The following is a 21,047-nucleotide window of genomic DNA, read 5'->3' as shown; positions in this document are numbered from 1 at the left end:
CAATGGATTTTAAATCGCAAATCCTTCAAGGAATTCCATCGCAATTGCCTTCAAAAAAGGCTTATGTGTTGGATGCAAATCACGCTCCAAAAAGAAAAGACATTCTTTCCAAGGACGAAAAAAAATTGGCCTTAAAAAATGCATTGCGTTATTTTCCAGCTACTTGGCATCAAGAATTGGCGCAAGAATTTGCGCAAGAATTACAAAATTACGGTCGCATTTATATGTTTCGGTTTAAACCAGCCTATAAAATTCATGCACGACCCATATCAGCATATCCTGCAAAAACATCTCAAGCTGCTGCCATAATGCTTATGATTCAGAATAATTTAGATCCTGCTGTTGCCCAACATCCTGAGGAATTAATTACCTATGGTGGCAATGGCTCTGTTTTCCAAAACTGGGCACAATACCTGTTAACTATGCAGTATTTGGCAACAATGACAGACGAACAAACCTTACATATTTATTCTGGGCATCCTATGGGACTTTTCCCCTCTACCAAAGAAGCCCCAAGGGTTGTGGTGACCAACGGAATGATGATTCCCAATTATTCTAAACCAGACGATTGGGAAAAATACAATGCGCTAGGTGTTACCCAGTACGGACAAATGACTGCTGGCTCCTACATGTACATTGGACCGCAGGGAATTGTGCATGGCACTACAATTACGGTTATGAATGCCTTTAGAAAAGTGTTGCAACCCCATGAAAATTCGGCTGGAAAAATATTTCTAACTGCTGGCTTGGGAGGAATGAGTGGCGCACAACCCAAAGCAGGAAATATTGCGGGCTGTATTACTATTTGTGCTGAAGTAAATGCTGCAGCAGCAACAAAAAGACATGCCCAAGGCTGGGTAGATGTATTAATCAATTCTATGGAGGAATTAATTATAAGAACAAAACAAGCACAACAGAATAAAGAGGTTGTTTCTATCGCCTACATTGGAAATATTGTAGAAGTTTGGGAGCAGTTTTATAAGGAAAAAATATTCATTCATTTAGGGTCAGATCAAACTTCTTTACACAATCCTTGGGCTGGTGGATACTATCCCGTCGGACTAAGTTTTGAAGAAGCCAATACATTAATGAGTTTCAACCCTGATGCCTTTAAAGAAAAAGTACAAGTATCATTACAAAGACAGGTAACCGCTATAAATAAGCACGCCGCAAAAGGGACGTACTTTTTTGATTATGGCAACGCTTTCTTATTAGAAGCATCACGTGCAGGGGCAGCTGTAATGGCGGCAAATAATATCGATTTTAAATACCCCTCCTATGTACAAGATATTCTTGGCCCTATGTGTTTTGATTATGGTTTTGGGCCTTTCCGATGGGTTTGCACTTCTGGAAATCCAATAGACTTACAAAAAACAGATGCAATTGCACTTCAAATATTGGAAGAAATAAAGGCTACTGCTCCAGATGAGATTCAGCAACAAATGCAGGACAATATTATTTGGATTAGAGAGGCCGAAAAAAACAAAATGGTTGTTGGTTCTCAAGCTCGTATTTTATATGCCGATGCTGAAGGTAGAGCTAAAATTGCAGAAGCTTTTAATAGCGCCATACAAAGGGGAGAACTTTCTGCTCCTGTGGTTTTAGGTAGGGATCACCATGATGTAAGTGGCACTGACTCTCCTTATAGAGAGACTAGCAATATTTACGATGGCAGTAAATTTACGGCAGATATGGCCATACACAATGTTATTGGCGACAGTTTTAGAGGCGCCACTTGGGTATCAATACACAATGGTGGTGGCGTTGGCTGGGGAGAAGTAATTAACGGTGGTTTTGGAATGGTTTTAGACGGTACCATTGAAGCTTCAAAGAAGTTAAAAAACATGCTTTTTTACGATGTAAATAACGGTATTTCTAGACGTAGTTGGGCGCGTAACAAGGAAGCTATTTTTGCCATAGAAAGAGAAATGGAGAGAACACCCACCTTAAAGGTCACCATACCTCATTTGGTTGAAACTAATTTAATAGATGATTTATTTGCTTAAAGTAACTATATCCTATATTTTTAATAAAATTTCTATAATATTTACCAATACTACAATAGAGAATAGGTATAAGTCGTTGTTAAGGAAATAGGAATTTAATTGACTAACTTTGTATAATATTAAAAATTAGAAAATATGGCATTAGAAATAACAGATGCTACTTTTGACGAAGTAGTACTAAAAAGCGATAAACCAGTTGTTGTTGATTTTTGGGCTGCTTGGTGTGGTCCTTGTAGAATGGTTGGTCCAATCATTGACGAGGTTAGCAACGAATATGAAGGAAAAGCTATTGTTGGTAAAGTAGATGTGGATGCAAATCAAGAATTTGCAGCGAAATACGGTGTACGTAACATTCCAACAGTATTGGTTTTTAAAAATGGTGAAATGGTTAGCAGACAAGTTGGTGTTTCTCCAAAACAAGTTTACACAGATGCTATAGACGCTTTATTATAGTCTACAGCTTACTATTATAAAAAAGGGTTTGGCGTTTGTCAGACCCTTTTTTATTTTTACGATCTACCTAAAAAACAACCGCTTAAAGCAACACTCCTATTTCAAGAAACAAAGTAGAATTATAGCCCCATAGAAAGGAAGGTTACTTTAGGAAAAAAACCTAACTTTATTCCTACTCTAATAAAAATGAATACGGCTACAGCTAATTTAGAAAAAGAAATAATTTTCAAAAAATAAGTTATGAATCTGAAGGACAATTTAAATGCACAGCCACTATTAAATCTAGACCTTTTAGCCAAACAAGTGGTAGAAGGGTTTATTAGTGGCATTCACAAGAGTCCGTTTCATGGTTTTTCAGCTGAATTTGCAGAACATAAAATCTTTAACAATGGGGAAAGCACCAAGCATATAGATTGGAAACTCTATGCCAGAACAGACAAACTTTACACCAAAAGATATGAAGAAGAGACCAATTTAAGGTGTCATATGATTTTAGATAGCTCGGCATCCATGTACTATCCTGAAGTTAAAAGTCTCAATGTAAATAACCTCAACAAAGTTGGCTTTGGTGTATTGGCCATTGCAGCATTAATGAATATTTTAAAGCGACAAAGGGATGCTGTTGGTTTAAGTGTGTATTCTGACGCGTACAACTTCTATGCTTCCGAAAAAAGTAGCGAACGTCATCATCAAATGTTGCTTGCTAAATTAAGTGAAATTAGTGTAGATAAAGCACCCGCCAAACAAACGGAAAGCTACACCTATTTACATCAGATAGCAGAAAAAATGCACAGACGTAGTTTAATTTTTCTGTTTACTGATATGTTTCAGACAACAACAGCTAACGAAAAACTGTTCGATGCATTGCAACATTTGAAGCATAATAAGCACGAAGTTGTACTTTTTCACCTCTTAGACACCCAAAAAGAGGTCCATTTTAATTTTGACAACACTCCTAAGCGTTTTATTGATGTAGAGACAAATAAACAAATAGATGTTTACCCAGATCATATTAAAGAAGCTTATCACGAAGAGCTAAATAGTTATTTATCAGCACTTAAATTAAAGTGCGCACAATATAAAATCAAATATGTGGCTGTGGATATTCGCGATAATTTTGCAACAATTTTTAACACCTATATGGTAGAGCGACAAAAGTTTTTATAATTTTTGTTTTTTTTAGTGAAATTGTTTTGTGCAATTAAATAACCGATGTATATTTGCAACCGCTAAACGCCACGGTCTGGTAGTTCAGTTGGTTAGAATACCTGCCTGTCACGCAGGGGGTCGCGGGTTCGAGTCCCGTCCAGACCGCTAAAAGCCTTCAACTTTGTTGAAGGCTTTTTTGGTTTTATACCCATTATAAAAAAAGAAAAATATTACCTTTGGGGCTTTTAAACGAAACAAATATATGGCATCAGGATTTTTTGCATTATTAGATGATATCGCAGCCCTAATGGATGACGTTGCCGTAATGAGTAAGGTGGCTGCAAAAAAAACAGCAGGCATCCTTGGTGATGATTTAGCCGTAAATGCTGAAAAAGCCTCTGGATTTATTTCAGACAGAGAACTCCCTGTGCTTTGGGCCATTACAAAAGGTTCCTTTTTAAATAAACTTATTATTTTACCCATTGCCTTTTTACTTAGTGCGTTTATACCCATTGCAGTGATTGTTATCCTAGTACTAGGCGGACTTTATTTAGCCTACGAGGGAGCAGAAAAAATATATGAATTTTTAACAGGACACAAACACAAAAGTGAAGCAATTCTAGATCCAAACATTTCTATTGAAGAACTTCAAGTGATAGAAAAACAACGTATAAAATCTGCTATCCTAACAGATTTTATCCTATCCATTGAAATTGTTATCATTGCATTAGGTACGGTTACAAAAGAACCTATCTCTACCCAAATTATGGTGGTTTCTGTAATTGCAATAATTGCAACCATTGGTGTTTATGGTATTGTCGCTTTAATTGTTAGAATGGACGAGTTTGGCCTAAAACTAATCAATCTTAATGAACGTGAAGATAGCTTTTCTGATAAGGTTGGCAACTTATTAGTAAATGCTTTGCCATGGGTTATTAAAGGTTTAGCTGTTATTGGTACCTTAGCATTATTATCCGTAGCTGGCGGTGTATTTGCACATAACGTTCCATTTTTCCATCATTTTACCGAAACAATACCGTTACCAGGAATGCTCGTTGAATTTCTTCTTGGGCTTATTATTGGTCTTCTCACATTGCCTATCGTTGGCCTATTTAAAAAAATATTTGGAAAGAAAACTGCGGTTGATCATTAAAAATAAAAAAGCTATTTTATTTTTTTCCGTTTCTTTTTAGAACGATAAATTTTAAAACCTGTTATATAGAGTGTAATGGGGATAAATCCAGAGATAAAAACCAAGATTCTTCCAAACAGACCGGCGATTTCTCCAATATGAACGGGATATAATTGTGCTGCAATTTGATTACTAACCGTATCAAACCTGTAGTCTGAGAACGCCGTAATATTTTCACTTGTACTTAGCTGCATTTCTTTAGTTCTTCTAAGTCCAGCAGTTATAAACCTATTTTCAACATACCTAAACTTATAATCCTCAGTACTATTTTTAGGAAAGTAAATAGCACGTAGCGCATAATTAGTATCCGCATTTGCTAAAGCAGCCTTAAAAGATAAGCCATGACCTATTTTTGATTCTTGTGCAGTAGGCGCCTTTGAGTCTAATACTGATAACCCCTTTTTGTAATACGAATTATAGGTAAAATAGGCACCAGTAAATGCCATTATAAATAGCGGGATAAAAAAACCAACCCCTAGCACCTTATGAAGGTCATAATTAAACTTCTTTTTTTTCTTCTTCTTAAATTTAATTTTAAAACCATCCTTTAGGCTAGTTCCATATGCTTTCCACCAAATAAAAAAACCAGAAAAGAGGATCATTAAAAAGAAAATGATAGCACTCGTTCCCATAACATACTTTCCTATTACTGGGATTCCTAAGGTACGGTGTAACTGTAATAAATTTTCAAAAAAGAGAATAGAGTTAGATTTACCTCCTAAAAACACGCCATTGCTGGGGTTATAATAGGCGGTTTCACTATTCTTAAAAAGTATAGAAATAGTTTGTTGTTCCCTGTACGGCAAATACACTTTATCTATACTGTCTTGATGTATTTCTATAAGATTTGCAGCCGTTTTTGAAAAATCAATCGCCTCTAAATCAGTCTTATTTTCTACCTGAAGCAATTCAGGGTTAAGTACCCCTGTTATTTCTGGCTGCCAAACATATAAGGCTCCTGTAAGCCCAGAAAAAGAGGCCAGGAGCCCACAGGTGAGTCCTAGCCAAAGGTGTATCTTTCGAATTATTTTGTTGCCCTGAATCACAATTTTTTAAAAAGTATACTGTACACTTAATTTGGTATTTATGCCTTCACCTGCACCCGTAAATGTTTTTAATGGAGATGCCCATTGAGACCTGGCAGGAAGATAATATTCATTAAATAAGTTATTCACCGCCAAAGAAACAGAAATATTTGGTTGTAATTTATAAGCCATTGACAAGTTTACCAAGGTATAGCCACTGACAGGAAACTGCGTATGACTGTATTCATAGTTCATTGTATTTTCGTTTAAAAAAGGATCAAACCGCTGTCTATTTCCCAGATTTGTCATTCTAACTGACGTACTCAACTTCGTAATGGGCTTCCAAGTTACATAGGTTGTCCATTTTGGTGCAGAAATTACATCCCCACCAATGTATGTTAAGTTATTTTCATCACCAACATTGTGCTTTGTTCCTTCTACATAGGAATATGAAGTCCCTATTTGCCATTTGTTGTCTGGTGTAAAATAGTCTATTGACACTTCCCCTCCATAAATGTTTTGTGGCTGATTAGACGGTTGAAACGTATTGAGCACATCATCAAAAACAACACCTGTACCCAAATTTGAGGTACTATAGTATCCTACAGCTTCAAATTTTAGCGTATTAAATTTTGAAAGAAAACCAAATTCATAATTTTTTGTCACCGCTGGCTCCAATTGAATATCATTAATATTACTAGCCACCGCAGAACGTAACACCGACCCTAAATCTGCAATAGAAAACCCTTGTGAGTAACTCACATAGGGTATAAATTCTTGATGGGCTATATAACGAGCTCCAAAATTAAAAGCTAGGTTATTAAACCCAAGTTCACCACCTTCTACAGCTATGGAAGGACTAAAATTACCATCCCCTTTGGCTGAATATGGCAAGGTGCTATAATCCACAATATCCAAATTAATATCATCATAGCGCAAGCCAGCTTTCACTACCCAATTTTCATTAAATTTTAAGGTAGATTGCGCATAGGGTGCCCAGCTATTCATCTGAATGTTTGGCACCCACAATCTACCGTCTAAAAGCCCTTGATTGGTTTTATCTTTTAGAACATCTAAACCATAAGTTAAAGTGATATCTGTAGTATTAGCCGCACTTAAACTAGTGATAAAATTAGGTCTAATTCCATATTTTTCTGCATTAATTACAGATTGCCCACCATTTTCAAACTTATCAGAATAAAAGAAAACATTTTCTGTGTTTTGATAATATAGGTCGGTTTGAAAATCTGTAGTCCCCGAAAAAATATTATTTAGCGTATATTTCAATTGCCCATTTATAAGGGTAGAACCAGTAGCTTTTTCTCCAGGAATAGTTCCTTTTTCACCATATCCAGCAGTGATATTATATTCGCCTTCCTCATTAAAAACCTCTACAACCGCTGCCACAGGAATAAATGGCGTGTCTTGAGCCGACTTGTATAAATTACCGCCTAAAAGTATTTTCTGATTGCTAGAAAGTTGGTATTCAATTTTCCCCAAAGTGGTATAAATTTTGGTATTGTCAAACCCATAAGTAGGCAAAATAGGAACACCATCAGCATCGTATTTATTTCCTGTTTGCTCATAGCCTCCACTAATATAATAGCTAACCTTATCCAAATTACCTTTAAAAGATTGATTGATCCCAAAACCTAGGGCTTCATTCGTTTTTGCCAAGTTAGAGGTTCCCCAAACATTGGTAAAACCTTCTAATTTTTCTATCGCATTTGGCTTTTTTGTAATATAATTGACAAAACCGCCGTTACCGCCATTACCAAATATGGAAGTTGCCCCTTTAATCACCTCTACCCGGCTAATATCATTTGGGCTTATCGACTTAATACCCAATTGCCCATTCCGTAAGGGGGTAGATTGCGGAATACCGTCTACCATAACCAATAACGACCGTCCTCTTAAAGTTTGTCCCCAATTAGAAAAAGTTCCTGTTGACACCGCCAAGCCAGGAACTGTAAATTCTAGTATTTCACTAATATTAGTCGTTGAATTAGCAAACTCGGCTAGTTTAGCTTCACCAACAACAGTAACTGAGGCAGGTATTTCCGAAAGGTATTCTGAATGACGACTGGCAGAAACCACTACCTCATCTAAACTATTTAAATCCTCTTCTAAAACAATATCTAATTGGTTGGTGGCTCCCGTATTGAAAGCAATGTTCTTTGACACCAATTGATACCCCAACATTCTATACGTAACTACATAAGAACCATTTTCTGTGATCCTAAGATTATATTCACCATTTAGATCTGTGGTTGTCCCCTTACCCAATGTTTCAATATAAATTGTAGCACCTGAAATTGGCTGATTTCTTTGGTCTGTTATTTTCCCATGTAAATTAGATTGTGAAAATGACTGAACTGACAGTAGTAAAGTAGCAACCCATATAAAAAGTCTCATTCTTTATGTTTATTTAGATTCGTTAAAAATAAGATGCAAATATAAAATCCTTCTTGAAAAGAAGAAATTATTTTTGAATTTATTTCAACAAAGAAAATAATGGGGACTAGTGGCACTGTTAGGAATAAAAATTTAACTCAGCTCAACAACTTCACCCCCATGTAGTTGCAGAATTCTATCTGCTAGTTTATCTGCTTCAAATTTAGAATGAGAAACGTGAAGTATCGTAAGCTTTAAACTTTTCTTTAAGTGGAGTAACAAATTATACATCCTAGCCTTGCTTGAATCATCCAGTGCACTTAGTGGCTCATCCAAACATAAAAATTTTGGATAAAAACTTAAGGCACGTCCTAATGCAACCCGTTGTTTTTCACCTCCACTTAAATTTTGAACGCCACGTTCTAATAAATGATTAATCTCTAAAATAGCCGCCAATTCCTTAACACGCACATCAATTTGACGCGGTGACCATTTTCTTATTTTTAAAGCAAAACCTATATTTTGGGCCACAGTCATTGTTGTAAACAAGGCGCCATCTTGGGGTACATACCCTATTCCTCGCTGTCCAGGAGACAGCTTAGAAATATCCATTTTATCTAACAATATTTGTCCCCCTTTAATTTTGCGCAACCCACAAATAGCCTCCAATAACGTTGTTTTACCACTGCCTGTTTTTCCCATTAGCACAACATAGGTTTCTTTTTCTATGGCAACACTAATATTTTCTAATAAAAAGTTGTCTTGCTCTATACATACGTTTATACATTCAATCATACTTACAAGGCTGTTTTTTGATTCCCAAACATGCGTACAATCAATAATACCGCAAAACCTGAAGCGATCATCAGTAAGGAAACAGCTATCGCTGCCTCAATATTCCCGACCGACATTTCTAAAAAAATGGTTGTCGGTAACACCTCTGTTCGCATTCTGGTTGCCCCAGCAAAAATTAAAATAGGCCCAAATTCTCCCAATGCCCTTGCCCAAGCCAAAGAAGCCGCTGTTAGGATTCCGTTTTTAGCTTGTGGTAACAACACATAAAAAAAGGATTGCTTTTCATTACACCCTAGGGTTAAAGCCACCTGTTCTTGTCTACTATTAATTTGAGCAAAGGTCACATACATGGTACGGACTGCAAACGCACAGGCCACCATAAACTGGGCCAGCACTACAGCATAAACCGTATAGGTAACCCCTACATAACTTTCTATGAGCCTACCCGGTCCTGTCTGAAAAAGGATCAACAAACTTAAACCTATAACTAAGGGGGGCAGTACAATAGGTATGTCTATAATAGCATCAATGAATTTTTTTAATCGGAACTGAAAACGGGCCATAAAATACCCAATAGGAATGGCTACAAGCACACTCAATACCATAGTAATGGTAGCCGTTATTAGGCTTAATTTAATAGCATATTGAATTTCTTTACTTCCCAGGGCCTCAATAATATGGCCCGGGCTTGTATAGGCAAAATCTGCTAAAATCATAGCTATGATCAATACAATATAGGTAGAACCAATTACCCCCATTACCAAATAAAATGGTACGTTAGATTTTACCTTGTGACGCTCTATATGTTGCTTTTCTTTATTGATAACTCCTTCTTTTACGCCTTGCTAATATACTGGATATCCATACTTTTTAAAGGTTTTTGCGCTTTTATCTCTTGTTGATAAATAGGCTAAAAATCGACTAGCTTCTTCGGGTTGGGCTGAAGATTTTAAAACTCCAGCTGACACATACTTTGTAAACAAAGTAAAATAGTCAATGGGCACTACTTCCAATTCTTGATATTGATGCACAGTAACATTCCAAACTACCCCTACATCTATGGTTTTAAGCTTAATTGCATTGGCAACATCGGAGACGGTTGGCATTTGCACATACACATTGGACTTTATCGCATTCCAAGTGCCATTTTGCACAAACATTTGTTTTGTAAGTCTTCCAATGGAGGCAGCATCTGGGTTTGCAATGCCTAATTTATAGGAGCTATTGTATAAATCGTCCAGGGATTTAATTGCCTTAGGGTTCCCTTTTGCAACAGCTATTACAGGTGTAATTGGGACTAAGGCTTTACTTTCTGTTATTAACCCAAAACTGAGTGCTTCTTCTATATAGCTCCCATCTGCGGGGATATACAAATCGCCCTTACCAGAAACTCTCATATTGGCTAACAAAGTGCCAGAACCACCATACTGCACATCTATTTGCACCCCTTTTTCTGCATAGTAATCCCGACTAATTTCCTCAAGTACAGGTTTTACAACAGCAGCACAATACACCAAAAGCGCACCTTTTTCTGCTTTTTGTTTACAACTAATTGTAAAAAGCAATAAGAGTAACAGTAGTAAAATTTTACACTTCATTTAGAGCTATTGCTAGATTAATAATCCTATGATTTAGCTTGACTAAATTAAAAGTTTTAAACTAAAATAGGACGGTTTGAAACGTATTTATATTTTTAACTATAAACTACAGTGGGATATTAAAGGAACTACCTATTTTTGTTAGTATACACTTCTGTTATGAGTAATCTAAAGGAACCCAATCCAACCCTATGGCAAGGAAGACAGTCTGAGCAACAACTGTATCTACACGAAAAAATTAGTTGCACAGCCACTTTACCACATGTGATGAACAGTACAATTGCCCTGTTAAGTTATGCTTGCGACGAAGGTGTAAAACGAAATCAAGGTAGGGTTGGTGCCCTAATGGGACCAGATGCCATTAAAGGGCAGTTATCAAAAATGCCCAATCACTTACCACAGGAAACCCAAGTATCGGATATAGGTATTGTAGAGTGCATAGATACGGCTATGGAAGAAGCACAAGAAACTTTAGCGCATACAATAACAACTCTGTTACAAAAAAATGCTTTCCCAATTGTTTTTGGTGGGGGGCACGATATGGCTTACGGGCATTATAACGGTATTAAAAACTATTTGGGTACAACCAAAACCATTGGTATACTTAATTTTGATGCCCATTTTGATCTACGCTCTAATGCCAACGGCAACAATTCGGGTACGCCATTTTTTCAAATCGCCCACGATTGTAAAACAAGCAACACTAATTTTCAATATTTAGTCTTAGGAATTCGGGAAGATGCCAATGACCGCGAACTTTTTAAAACTGCCAAGGAGTTAGGAGTGCATTATATCAGGAATGAAAAATTTAACGGGCAACATTTAAAAAATATTCAAAACCAAATATCTGAGTTTATACACAGGGTAGATTACATATACACCACCATAGATTTAGACGGATTTTCTTCAGCCTATGCCCCGGGTGTTAGCGCCCCTTCGCCTATGGGTTTTTCACCCGACATTGTTTTAGCGTGTTTGGAAACGATTATCCATTCTGGGAAACTAATTAGTGTAGACATCGCAGAGATGAATCCAACCTACGATCAGGACAAACAAACGGCAAAGTTAGCAGCCTCTCTAACGCATTATATTATGCATTCCATTTAAAAGGGGACTCCCTATTCCATCCAACTCTGGTAATACTTTCCATCGTCAATATCTAAGGCATATTGGGTAACTTGTAATGGTTTAAAGGTGTCTACCATTACCGCTAGTTCCTCCGTTTTTGTTTTTCCAATACTAGCCTCATAGGTTCCTGGGTGCGGCCCATGTGGAATCCCAGCAGGATGCAGGGAAATATAACCTTTGTCAATATTGTTTCGGCTCATAAAATCTCCGTCTACATAGTACAATACCTCATCTGAATCTATGTTAGAATGGTTGTAAGGCGCCGGAATTGAATCTGGGTGATAATCGTACAACCTTGGCACAAAAGAACAGACTACAAAGGCACTCGTTTCAAAAGTTTGATGTACTGGTGGCGGTTGATGTACACGACCTGTAATGGGCTCAAAATTATGTATAGAAAAAACATATGGATAATTGTAACCGTCCCAACCAACCACATCAAAAGGATGTGACCCATAGGTTAACTGATGCAACCGTCCCTGCTTTTTAATTTTCATTAAAAATTCACCTTTTTCATCATGCGTCTGTAAGTTTCGCGGCAATTTAAAATCGCGCTCACAAAAAGGGGAATGTTCCAAATGCTGGCCAAACCAATTGCGGTATCTTTTTGGGGTATAGATAGGGTGGTAAGACTCTGTAATAAACAATCGGTTATCTTCTGTATCAAACTCTATTTGATAGATAATTCCGCGAGGAATTAGGATATAATCGCCATATTCAAACGGAATCTCTCCCAACATTGTTTTTAAAGTTCCAGTACCTTTATGTACAAAAAGCAATTCATCTGCATCTGCATTCTTATAAAAATAATCGGTTAGCGATTTTTTTGGAGCCGCCAATCCAATGTGCACATCATTGTTAAACAATACGGTTTTTCTACTCTCTAAATAATCGTCTTCCGGTTTAACTTGGAACCCTTTTAACAACCGAGATTTAATATTATGTGACACAGCAGCCTTTGGAGAAACATCGATAGACTCCCCCACCTCTTTCACCATTGTGGGCCTATGCAAATGATACATTAATGATGACATCCCGTCAAATCCAATGGTACCAAACAATTGTTCGTAGTGCAATGTGCCATCCTCTTTTTTAAAAACAGTGTGTCTTTTAGATGGGATTTTTCCTAGTGTATGATATAAAGGCATATTTTCTTGTGCTAATAAATCTTTACTAAAAGTACACTATTTAGAACTTTTAGTGAAATATAACGCCCAAAATAAACGGTTATCGCAAGAAATGTAAGGGGCATAAAAAAAGCCTTCCAATAGGAAAGCCTTTCATTGGTTGAAACCGTTTAATTGGGTTTTCAACTTTTGCCTCAAAATTAATTGAGACACAACACAACCCTACAAAGATACTAAAGGTTTTTAATATTTAAACGCTTATATAAAAAAACCACTCCTAAAAAAAGAGTGGCTTATTAATTCCTGAATTTCTAGATATTATTTTTGCTTCTGCAAAAACGTTACTAGAGATGCCATTTCTTCAAAACTTAAAGAATTGGCAAGACCTGCAGGCATCATAGATGTTTCTAGTTCTTTTCTAGTTTCAATATCAGATTTCTTTAATGACGTTGCTGTTCCAACAATATTTCTAATGGTTAAGGCATCAGCAGATTCTTCGGTCACAAATCCAACGAAACTTTTACCTTCCTTTGTTTTTATTTGTACTGTTGAAAATCCTTGAGAAATAGATGCATTTGGCTTTAAAATAGATTCCGCAATTTGCTCTCTATTTAGAATAGATCCTACTTGCCCCATAAAAGGTCCTTTCATTACCTGATCTTTAGTAATGCTATGGCAAGCAAAACATCCTTGGCTAGCAAATAAAGCTTCTCCTTTTGCTGCATCTCCTTTTATTTTTCCTAATGCAAGCATTACATCTTCAATAGAAGACTCTCCTATTTGTCCTTTTTTGTTCTTAATCTTTTCAAAATCAACAACTGGCATATCTTCTTTAGGTTTCTCAATTTTAACTTCCCCAAAAGCATCAATACCTAATCTATATTTACTATTCAATTCCGCAAAATATTCCTCATTCTCTTTTCCAATCTCTTTAAATTGATTCAATAGGAAAGAACGAATTACAGGAGATTGATCCCATTCCATTGTTTTGTAATACGGTCCGTGAGTATCTGGACGTGTACTCCACCACCAAGAGGTATCATACGGTTGTTCTTTGAAATAAATTCTAGATAAATTATTTAATATTTTTAATTTAAATGCTTCATCCGTGGTACTTTCATAAGCTTTCATTAAGCCTTCAACAACTTTATCATCATGCATATAACGCATAGCCCACATGGCTATGTCTTTTTGTTCTGTTTGTAATGCTGCCACACTAGCATCAACAGCATTTAATTGTACCAATGCTCTAACTGCCAAATGAGGTAGCACAATTTCTGAGTTTGGAGTAGCATGAGGTCCTTCCGTATTAATAACGGGTGCTACAAATGAACTCGGAACTTTTAGCTGCAACAATTCTTTGGCTGCGGCTGTATTTTCTAACCTTCCTAAACCAACTATTGACGCTGCTTTTACTCGAACTGATGAAGAGTGTAAACCATCAACATAAAGGCTCATTGGTACCTTTTTAATTAATCCTTTACGATCTGCCATTGCGCGTAGTGCAAATTCTTGTACCGCCGTATCTTTAGTCAAAGCAGAAAGTCCTTCAATTCCGTCTTCTCCCGCAATTTGAGCATAGGTAAAAATTGCTGCTGTACGAGTTTCTAAAGAAGCATCTTTATCATTTGCTAATTTTAACACCTTAGAAGCTGTTTTTTCTTTAGGACGTTGTAACAATTCGTACTGCGCACTTAATCTCGCTTTTGCACTTCCAGACTTTAATTCATTTACCAATGTATTTACTGATGCATCTTGCACATCAATAAAGGCTTCATAGGCAAAATCTTTTGGAGTAACGCGTACCACATAACCTTTATCTGGATTTCCAGAATAGCCTGCACCATCCCAAGCAGCTAAATACATTGCTCCTGCTGCATCAACATCAACATCTGTTATTTGCGGCATTTGAATAAATTTCTCTTCTTTTTGTGTAAAACTTGGACCGTCTTTTTCAACCCTATGAAGGTATAAATGACTTCTTCCCCAATCTGCCATCATAGGCACATTGTTGTATTTTGCCGGCCATCTATGATCGTTCATAAATAAGGCACCTGTACCAGAACCACCACCCACATCAACTAAGGCTGGTAAAGTTTCTTCCGTAAAATGTTTAAACAAGATAGGATATCCATATTCACCCGATTGAATCTGGTGAATAAATCGAATATTCCATCCGCCACCATCATTGGTATTTCCTCTTGTAAAAATATTCATAAATGGATCTATAGCAACATCATAAATGTTACGCAATCCGTGGGTATACTCTTCCATTTCTGTACCATCTGGCCGTACTCTTACAATACCACCACCTAGCATTGTCATTTGTTTTCCACTTGCGTCTGTAGCATTGTAAAAACCAAAATCACCAACAGCAATATAAATCCATCCGTCAATACCCATTTGTATTCCGTTGGTTGCGTGGTCTGTTCCTCTTTCCCTTAAATATTTTGGATTACTTATGTTTTTTATCAACACTTTTCCTGGTCCATCAGCAATACCATCTTTGTCTAAATCATCAAAAACCACCAAATCCATATTGTCGGCTTTTTTGGTTTCATCAGAAAACGTGGTGTGCAATACATATACTTGATCTCCTATGGCTAAAATTCCTCTAGGATTGTCTAATTGTACAAATTCAGTATAAGAATCCATAACACCATCATGATCACAATCCACTAGTTTCTTTATAAAGCCTTTCCCCATTTCTTTTCCTAAAGAACCAATCATATCTACCCCTACAAACACATCACCATTTGGAGCAACGGCCATACAAGCAGGACTAGGATTTAATTCTGGACCAGAAAAACCTTTAACAACCAAATCATCTGGCCAATTTAAAGCATTAACGATAGAGTCTGTTGGGTAAACAACTATATCGGTACTTGAGATACATTCTACTTTCTCTTTACAAGCAGTGATTGCCAGCGCGGCCATCACAAAAAAACCAATTCTTTTAAGCATTTTAAATATGTTCTATTTATTTGTATGAAATTCTGATTCAAATTTAACTAATTTTAGGATAAATGCTACGATTTATTCCTTTTGATACATATTCTATTTTAGATGTGATAAGTTTTTACATTAGAATATTAGAATCTTTTTTCTCAATGCCTTACTTTTACAGCTCTAAAACAGAAAAATGACGCTATTATTAATGGCTGCTGGTAGTGGTAGCCGATACGGAAAATTAAAACAGTTTGATGACCTAGGTCCTAACGAAGAATTTTTAATGGAGTTTGGTATTTTTGATGCTCTTAAATACGGTTTTACACATATAGTTGCCGTTACAAAAAAGGACAATGTAGATTTTCTTCAAAAACATTTATCTGAACGCTTACCCAAGGACATAAAATTAGATGTCTTGGCACAAGAAATAACCGATGTTCCTCCCGGAACTAGTTACACTTCTGAGCGAAAAAAACCTTGGGGAACGGCACATGCCGTATGGACTGCCAGAAACGTAATCAAAGGATCTTTTGCTGTTATTAATGCAGATGACTTTTATGGAGAGTTAGCCTTTAAAAATGCCGCAAAAATTATGGCATCTGAAACTAATGCTGATAAATTTGGACTTATTTCTTATACATTAAAGGATACCTTATCTACCTACGGCTCGGTTTCTAGAGGCGTTTGTCAAATTAAAGACAATGTTTTAACTGTGGTTGAAGAGCGCTTAAAACTAAAAGAAGAAAACAATAAAATTATCGATTTAGATTCTGGTATAGAGTTTACAGGGAACGAAGAGGTAAGTATGAATTTCTGGATTTGTGGCACCTCTATTTTTGATTATATAGGGCGCTCATTTACGGAATTCTTAAAGGATGAAAATAAGATTAGCTCTAGTGAGATTTACCTTCCTTTTGTGATCCAAGAAATGATCACAGAAAAAGGCATAACTGTTCCCGTATTGAATTCTGAAAGTAATTGGTTTGGGGTTACCTATGCCGATGATAAAGCAATGGCGGTTTCAAAATTAGCAGAAATGACTAAAAATGGGGACTACCCACTTAACTTATGGACTAAACATTAACTTTGATGAAGACAAATCCTGAAGTTATTTTAAGCAATTTTGTTGTTCCTGCTAGGCCCTATACTTTTCAACCCATAAACAATGGACTTATAAACGACACTTATTTGGTTATAAGTAATGCTAAGTCGGTTTATATCCTTCAGCGTATTAACCACAATGTGTTTACCAATATTGAAGGTTTAATGCAAAATATTGATGCTGCTTTGTCGCTCTTAAAAAGCGATGCATACAACCACATCGCATTGGTAAAAACCAAAACGGACAAAACCTATCATACGGAAGATGGGTATTGGCGATTAATGAGTTTTATTGACGAAAGCACTACATATAACACCACAACAAATTCTAAAATTGCTTTTGAAGCAGGGAAGATTGTAGGGGAATTTCATAAATTATTAAGCCCCGCAGAAACAGATACTTATACAGATACTATACCTCAGTTTCACGATTTAAGACTACGTAAAGATCAGTTTGAAGAAGCATTAAAAAATGCGAATAAAACGAGGCTAGCTACGGCTACCAGTGCTATTCAATTTGCACAAGGCTTATTGCCTAAACTAATTGAATTTAGCAGCCAGGATTTACCAGTACGTGTTTGCCATAATGATACCAAACTAAATAACATCCTTTTTTCTAAAAGCACAGAGAAGGCTTTGTGTTTAATAGATTTAGACACCCTAATGAAGGGGTATTTCTATTATGATTTTGGGGATGCAGTACGTACCATTGCAAATACTGCCGATGAAGATGAAAGAGATCTAAGCAAAATTACTTTTAACAAGAATCTTTTTGAAGCTTTTGTTGATGGCTTAAAAACAAATGCAACCCAATTAACGAAAGAAGAGATTGCCTCCTTACCACTTGGTGCTGTTTTTATGCCTTTTATACACGGGTTACGAGCGTTGACAGACTATTTGGAAAATGATAAATATTACAAAACCGCATACGAAAACCAGAATATAGACCGATGCATTAGTCTTTTTGATTTCTCTAATAAAGCCTTAAAAGAAGAAAGCTTTATGCAGCATGTATTGGCTGAAAAATTTAGCGAAACACTACAGACCCTATAAAAAAAGTGAGTTTAAGAATCTTAAACTCACTTTTTTATTTATATTCTATTGTACTTTATTCCTCAAACAACAATCCATTTTCAATCACTGGAATTCGGAACCTTTCTACGGCTGAATTTCTATGCTGTTCCTTAAATATTGCAGCAGCCTTTTCTATAATTTCTGGATGCTGTGCCGCTACATTATGCTCTTCTCTAATATCATCTTTTAAATTGTACAACTCTAATGTTGGCTCCTTGTTTTTGTTTTTTAAATTCATCCTAATTAATTTCCAATCGCCCATACGAATTGCTACTTGACCTCCGTACTCTGGATATTCCCAAAATAAAAATTCATGTTCTTTCTGACCTTCTGCACCCATTAGTGTTGGCAAAAAGCTTATTCCATCAGTAGTCACAGGGATTTCTTGATTGGTTATTTCACACAAGGTTGCCATAACATCATAATGTGCAGAAATTAAATCTGTAGTAGAACCTGCCTTAATTTTACCTGGCCAAGAGGCGATCATAGGAATTCGAATTCCGCCTTCATACACATGACCTTTTCCATAACCAAGTTCACTTCTAAAAGGCTTAGCACTATCAAACCAAGGGGAATCTGAACCACCATTAAAAGTAGGGCCGTTATCTGAGGTAAAAATAATTAAGGTATTTTCATACAAGCCTTCTTTCTTTAATTGGGCCACTAGCTTGCCTACATTCTCATCCAAATAGGACACCATAGCAGCATAGGCAGCCCTAGGATTTTTATGAGGGAAATACCCTTTGTTTCCTAAATAGGGTTCTTCGTCTCCAAACTTTTTAATATAATAATCTACCCAACGCTGTGGTGCTTGCAAAGCAGCATGCGGAATGGGATCTGCCCAATACATAAAGAATGGTTTCTCTTTATGATCATCTACAAACTGTGTGATTTTTTGAAACATCATTTCTGATGCGTAATCATTTAAGGTATACTTAGCGTAGCTAGCAGGATCATTAGGGTCTGCACCTTCTTCCAACTTTGTACTAGGTGCAATGGTGTCATTGTTTAAATGCACTCTATGCTTATTTTCATACAAGTGTACTGGGTAATAGGTATGTGCTTGGCGCTGACAGTTAAAACCATAGAAATAATCGAACCCAAAATTATTCGGGATAGACTCTGTATGTGGCGCTCCTAGTCCCCATTTACCAACCATACCCGTAGCATAACCTGCTGTTTTTAATTTATTCGCAATTGTGATTGTATTGCCTGGTATTGGTCGCTGTCCTTCAAGGGTAGAATCTAAAATTGCCGCTTTATAATCCCATACCGCTCCACGATCTGCCCATTCATCATTGCCACGAACATAGGCACGGCCAGAGTGTGTCCCTGTTAACAAATCATAACGTGCCGGTGCACAAACGGGCGCTCCTGTATAATGCTGTGTAAACATCATTCCTCCTTTAGCCAGTGCATCTATATTTGGTGTTTCAATCTTTTCTTGCCCGTATACACCGAGCTCAGCATATCCCAAATCATCTGCTAAAATATAGATGATATTAGGTTTTGCACTTTTGTTTGGCTCCGCTTTAGCTTTCTTTTCGGCACAAGAAGACACCGCAATTAATAAAATGCCTAATACGGCAACACGTACAACAGTTTTTTTCATAGATATTAATTATTTAATTATTTATTCGCCTCCCTTGTATTCCGGATTCAAAGTTGTAGGAACTGGGGCATTGGTAATTTTTCGCCAATTATTTAGCATTTTAAATAGTATTTCTGCTTGCTCTGGATTGGTAGTTGCCAAATTATTTTCTTCCCCGATATCCGAATCTAAATCGTACAACTCCAATACATCCTCCTCAAAGTAATGATGCAATTTCCATTTGCCATACCGAACAACAGAGCCTGGTCTTGTTCTAAATTTAGCATCTCTATTTTCATTATCCTTGGCATTATACGCCTGAAGATAAATAGGAAAATGCCAATAAAGCGGTCTATCTAAACTTGTTATCTCACTTTTTAAAATTGGCACTAAGTTTTCACCATCTAAGATTTCCTCTTTTGGCAACTTTATATTTGCCACTTTTAAAATTGTTGGAAACAAATCTATATTTGAGATGGATTCATTTGATGTAGTTTGCTCCTTAATTTCACCTTTCCACACAAAAAAGAAGGGCACTCTAATACCGCCTTCATAATAACTTCCTTTACCTGCACGCAAGGGTTTTTGCTTTGTAATTCCATACAGACCTCCATTATCTGAGGTGAAAACAATAAAAGTATTTTCTAGTTTCCCCGCCTCTTTTAATGCGAGCATTAACCGACCTACATTAGCGTCCATATTCTCTACCATAGAGGCATATTCCGCATTGTTCTGACCAATTTTAGACGATTTACCCTCATATTTTCCAACCAACTCTTTTACCGGCTGTATTGGGGTGTGAACCGCATAAGGGGAGTAATTTAAGAAAAATGGTGCTTTGGTATTGGTGACAAATTCAATCGCTTTATCCATTACCAAATCTGTAAGTCTTTTGCCATCTTCAGCTTCTAAATCCACGTTTTTATAAGGTGGATAATAACTACGTGGGTGACCTGCATGACTACCGCCTATATTAACATCAAAACCCTTTTTAAGGGGATTATCGGTTAAGTGCCATTTTCCAGCATGACAGGTTTTATATCCATTTTTTTGAAGAAGTTGTGGTATAACCGTAAACTCGTCTGCTAAGGTAATTGTATTTTTAATCGGAATTAATTTTCTGTCTTTTGATTTTCCTCTATCTGAATTTAAGACGGTATAAATGCCGTGTCGTTGTGCCCATTTCCCGGTCATTAAAACAGCCCTACTTGGTGCACAATTGGCAGCCCCTGCATAGCCGTTAGTAAAAACCATTCCTTTTTGCGAAAGTGCATCCAAATTTGGCGTCTCATAATAATCACTTCCTTGAAAACCGAGATCTTTCCAACCCAAATCGTCAATATTAATAAGAATAATATTGGGAGAACTATCACTGCTTTTATTTACTTGTGACGCTTTTTCTTTACAAGAATGAAAAACAAGACAGATTAAAAACAAGGAGCAAACTATATTAATTTTCATAAAT

Annotated in this window: 16 protein-coding genes and 1 tRNA gene; 8 read left to right on the top strand and 9 right to left on the bottom strand. The window is 36.6% G+C overall.

All coding sequences use genetic code 11. The features are described 5' to 3' along the window. Positions 1 to 2: 2 nt before the first annotated feature. The 5 genes from MWU65_RS12765 (at position 3) to MWU65_RS12745 (ending at position 4,761) form a co-directional block, all read left to right on the top strand. Positions 3 to 2,006: a urocanate hydratase gene (locus MWU65_RS12765; RefSeq protein WP_247078457.1), complete on the top strand. Its 2,004-nt coding sequence runs from the start codon at positions 3 to 5 to the stop codon at positions 2,004 to 2,006. Positions 2,007 to 2,141: 135 nt separating this feature from the next. Beyond that, on the top strand, positions 2,142 to 2,459 hold the full coding sequence (trxA, locus tag MWU65_RS12760; RefSeq protein ID WP_247078455.1) for a thioredoxin: 318 nt from the start codon (positions 2,142 to 2,144) through the stop codon (positions 2,457 to 2,459). A gap of 240 nt (positions 2,460 to 2,699) precedes the next feature. Beyond that, complete coding sequence (locus tag MWU65_RS12755; RefSeq protein WP_247078453.1) at positions 2,700 to 3,626, top strand: DUF58 domain-containing protein; 927 nt, start codon at positions 2,700 to 2,702, stop codon at positions 3,624 to 3,626. 73 nt (positions 3,627 to 3,699) lie between these two features. Then, positions 3,700 to 3,773: transfer RNA gene (locus MWU65_RS12750), tRNA-Asp, on the top strand. 97 nt (positions 3,774 to 3,870) lie between these two features. Beyond that, positions 3,871 to 4,761: a DUF808 domain-containing protein gene (locus MWU65_RS12745; RefSeq protein ID WP_247078452.1), complete on the top strand. Its 891-nt coding sequence runs from the start codon at positions 3,871 to 3,873 to the stop codon at positions 4,759 to 4,761. A gap of 11 nt (positions 4,762 to 4,772) precedes the next feature. Here the strand turns inward: MWU65_RS12745 and MWU65_RS12740 are convergent, their stop codons facing one another. The 5 genes from MWU65_RS12740 to modA all read right to left on the bottom strand — a co-directional run bounded on the left by MWU65_RS12740 (position 4,773) and on the right by modA (position 10,612). Beyond that, the gene (locus tag MWU65_RS12740; protein ID WP_247078451.1) at positions 4,773 to 5,846 is read right to left on the bottom strand and encodes a PepSY-associated TM helix domain-containing protein; all 1,074 of its coding nucleotides are present in this window, start codon (positions 5,844 to 5,846) and stop codon (positions 4,773 to 4,775) included. Positions 5,847 to 5,852: 6 nt separating this feature from the next. After that, positions 5,853 to 8,240 carry a TonB-dependent receptor gene (locus MWU65_RS12735; protein WP_247078450.1) on the bottom strand — a complete coding sequence of 796 codons (2,388 nt, stop codon included), beginning with the start codon at positions 8,238 to 8,240 and terminating at the stop codon, positions 5,853 to 5,855. Between the two features lie 132 nt (positions 8,241 to 8,372). Continuing rightward, on the bottom strand, positions 8,373 to 9,014 hold the full coding sequence (locus MWU65_RS12730; RefSeq protein ID WP_247078449.1) for an ABC transporter ATP-binding protein: 642 nt from the start codon (positions 9,012 to 9,014) through the stop codon (positions 8,373 to 8,375). 2 nt (positions 9,015 to 9,016) lie between these two features. After that, positions 9,017 to 9,772 carry an ABC transporter permease gene (locus MWU65_RS12725; RefSeq protein ID WP_247078448.1) on the bottom strand — a complete coding sequence of 252 codons (756 nt, stop codon included), beginning with the start codon at positions 9,770 to 9,772 and terminating at the stop codon, positions 9,017 to 9,019. A gap of 87 nt (positions 9,773 to 9,859) precedes the next feature. Continuing rightward, a complete protein-coding gene (gene modA / locus MWU65_RS12720) occupies positions 9,860 to 10,612 on the bottom strand; it encodes a molybdate ABC transporter substrate-binding protein (RefSeq protein WP_247078447.1) in 753 nt (250 codons plus the stop codon). A 159-nt stretch (positions 10,613 to 10,771) separates the two neighbouring features. Here modA and hutG point away from each other — a divergent pair, with 159 nt between their 5' ends. Then, on the top strand, positions 10,772 to 11,719 hold the full coding sequence (gene hutG, locus MWU65_RS12715; protein WP_247078446.1) for a formimidoylglutamase: 948 nt from the start codon (positions 10,772 to 10,774) through the stop codon (positions 11,717 to 11,719). Positions 11,720 to 11,730: 11 nt separating this feature from the next. Here hutG and MWU65_RS12710 read toward each other — a convergent pair whose 3' ends face one another. Together MWU65_RS12710 and MWU65_RS12705 are read right to left on the bottom strand one after the other, a co-directional pair. Continuing rightward, the gene (locus MWU65_RS12710; RefSeq protein ID WP_247078445.1) at positions 11,731 to 12,888 is read right to left on the bottom strand and encodes a homogentisate 1,2-dioxygenase; all 1,158 of its coding nucleotides are present in this window, start codon (positions 12,886 to 12,888) and stop codon (positions 11,731 to 11,733) included. A gap of 297 nt (positions 12,889 to 13,185) precedes the next feature. Then, positions 13,186 to 15,831 carry a c-type cytochrome gene (locus MWU65_RS12705; RefSeq protein ID WP_247078444.1) on the bottom strand — a complete coding sequence of 882 codons (2,646 nt, stop codon included), beginning with the start codon at positions 15,829 to 15,831 and terminating at the stop codon, positions 13,186 to 13,188. 178 nt (positions 15,832 to 16,009) lie between these two features. Between MWU65_RS12705 and MWU65_RS12700 the strand changes: the two genes are divergently transcribed. Further along, positions 16,010 to 16,900, top strand: a complete 891-nt coding sequence (locus tag MWU65_RS12700; RefSeq protein WP_247078443.1) for a sugar phosphate nucleotidyltransferase — start codon at positions 16,010 to 16,012, stop codon at positions 16,898 to 16,900. Between the two features lie 5 nt (positions 16,901 to 16,905). Continuing rightward, positions 16,906 to 17,970, top strand: a complete 1,065-nt coding sequence (locus MWU65_RS12695; protein ID WP_247078442.1) for an aminoglycoside phosphotransferase family protein — start codon at positions 16,906 to 16,908, stop codon at positions 17,968 to 17,970. A 55-nt stretch (positions 17,971 to 18,025) separates the two neighbouring features. Here the strand turns inward: MWU65_RS12695 and MWU65_RS12690 are convergent, their stop codons facing one another. Both MWU65_RS12690 and MWU65_RS12685 read right to left on the bottom strand, forming a co-directional pair. Beyond that, positions 18,026 to 19,603 carry an arylsulfatase gene (locus MWU65_RS12690; RefSeq protein ID WP_247078441.1) on the bottom strand — a complete coding sequence of 526 codons (1,578 nt, stop codon included), beginning with the start codon at positions 19,601 to 19,603 and terminating at the stop codon, positions 18,026 to 18,028. Positions 19,604 to 19,624: 21 nt separating this feature from the next. Beyond that, on the bottom strand, positions 19,625 to 21,043 hold the full coding sequence (locus MWU65_RS12685) for a sulfatase (RefSeq protein WP_247078440.1): 1,419 nt from the start codon (positions 21,041 to 21,043) through the stop codon (positions 19,625 to 19,627). Positions 21,044 to 21,047 lie beyond the last annotated feature (4 nt).

It is taken from the genome of Cellulophaga sp. F20128, from assembly GCF_023015805.1.
Lineage (GTDB): Bacteria > Bacteroidota > Bacteroidia > Flavobacteriales > Flavobacteriaceae > Cellulophaga.
This window is presented reverse-complemented; position numbering and strand designations above follow the sequence as displayed.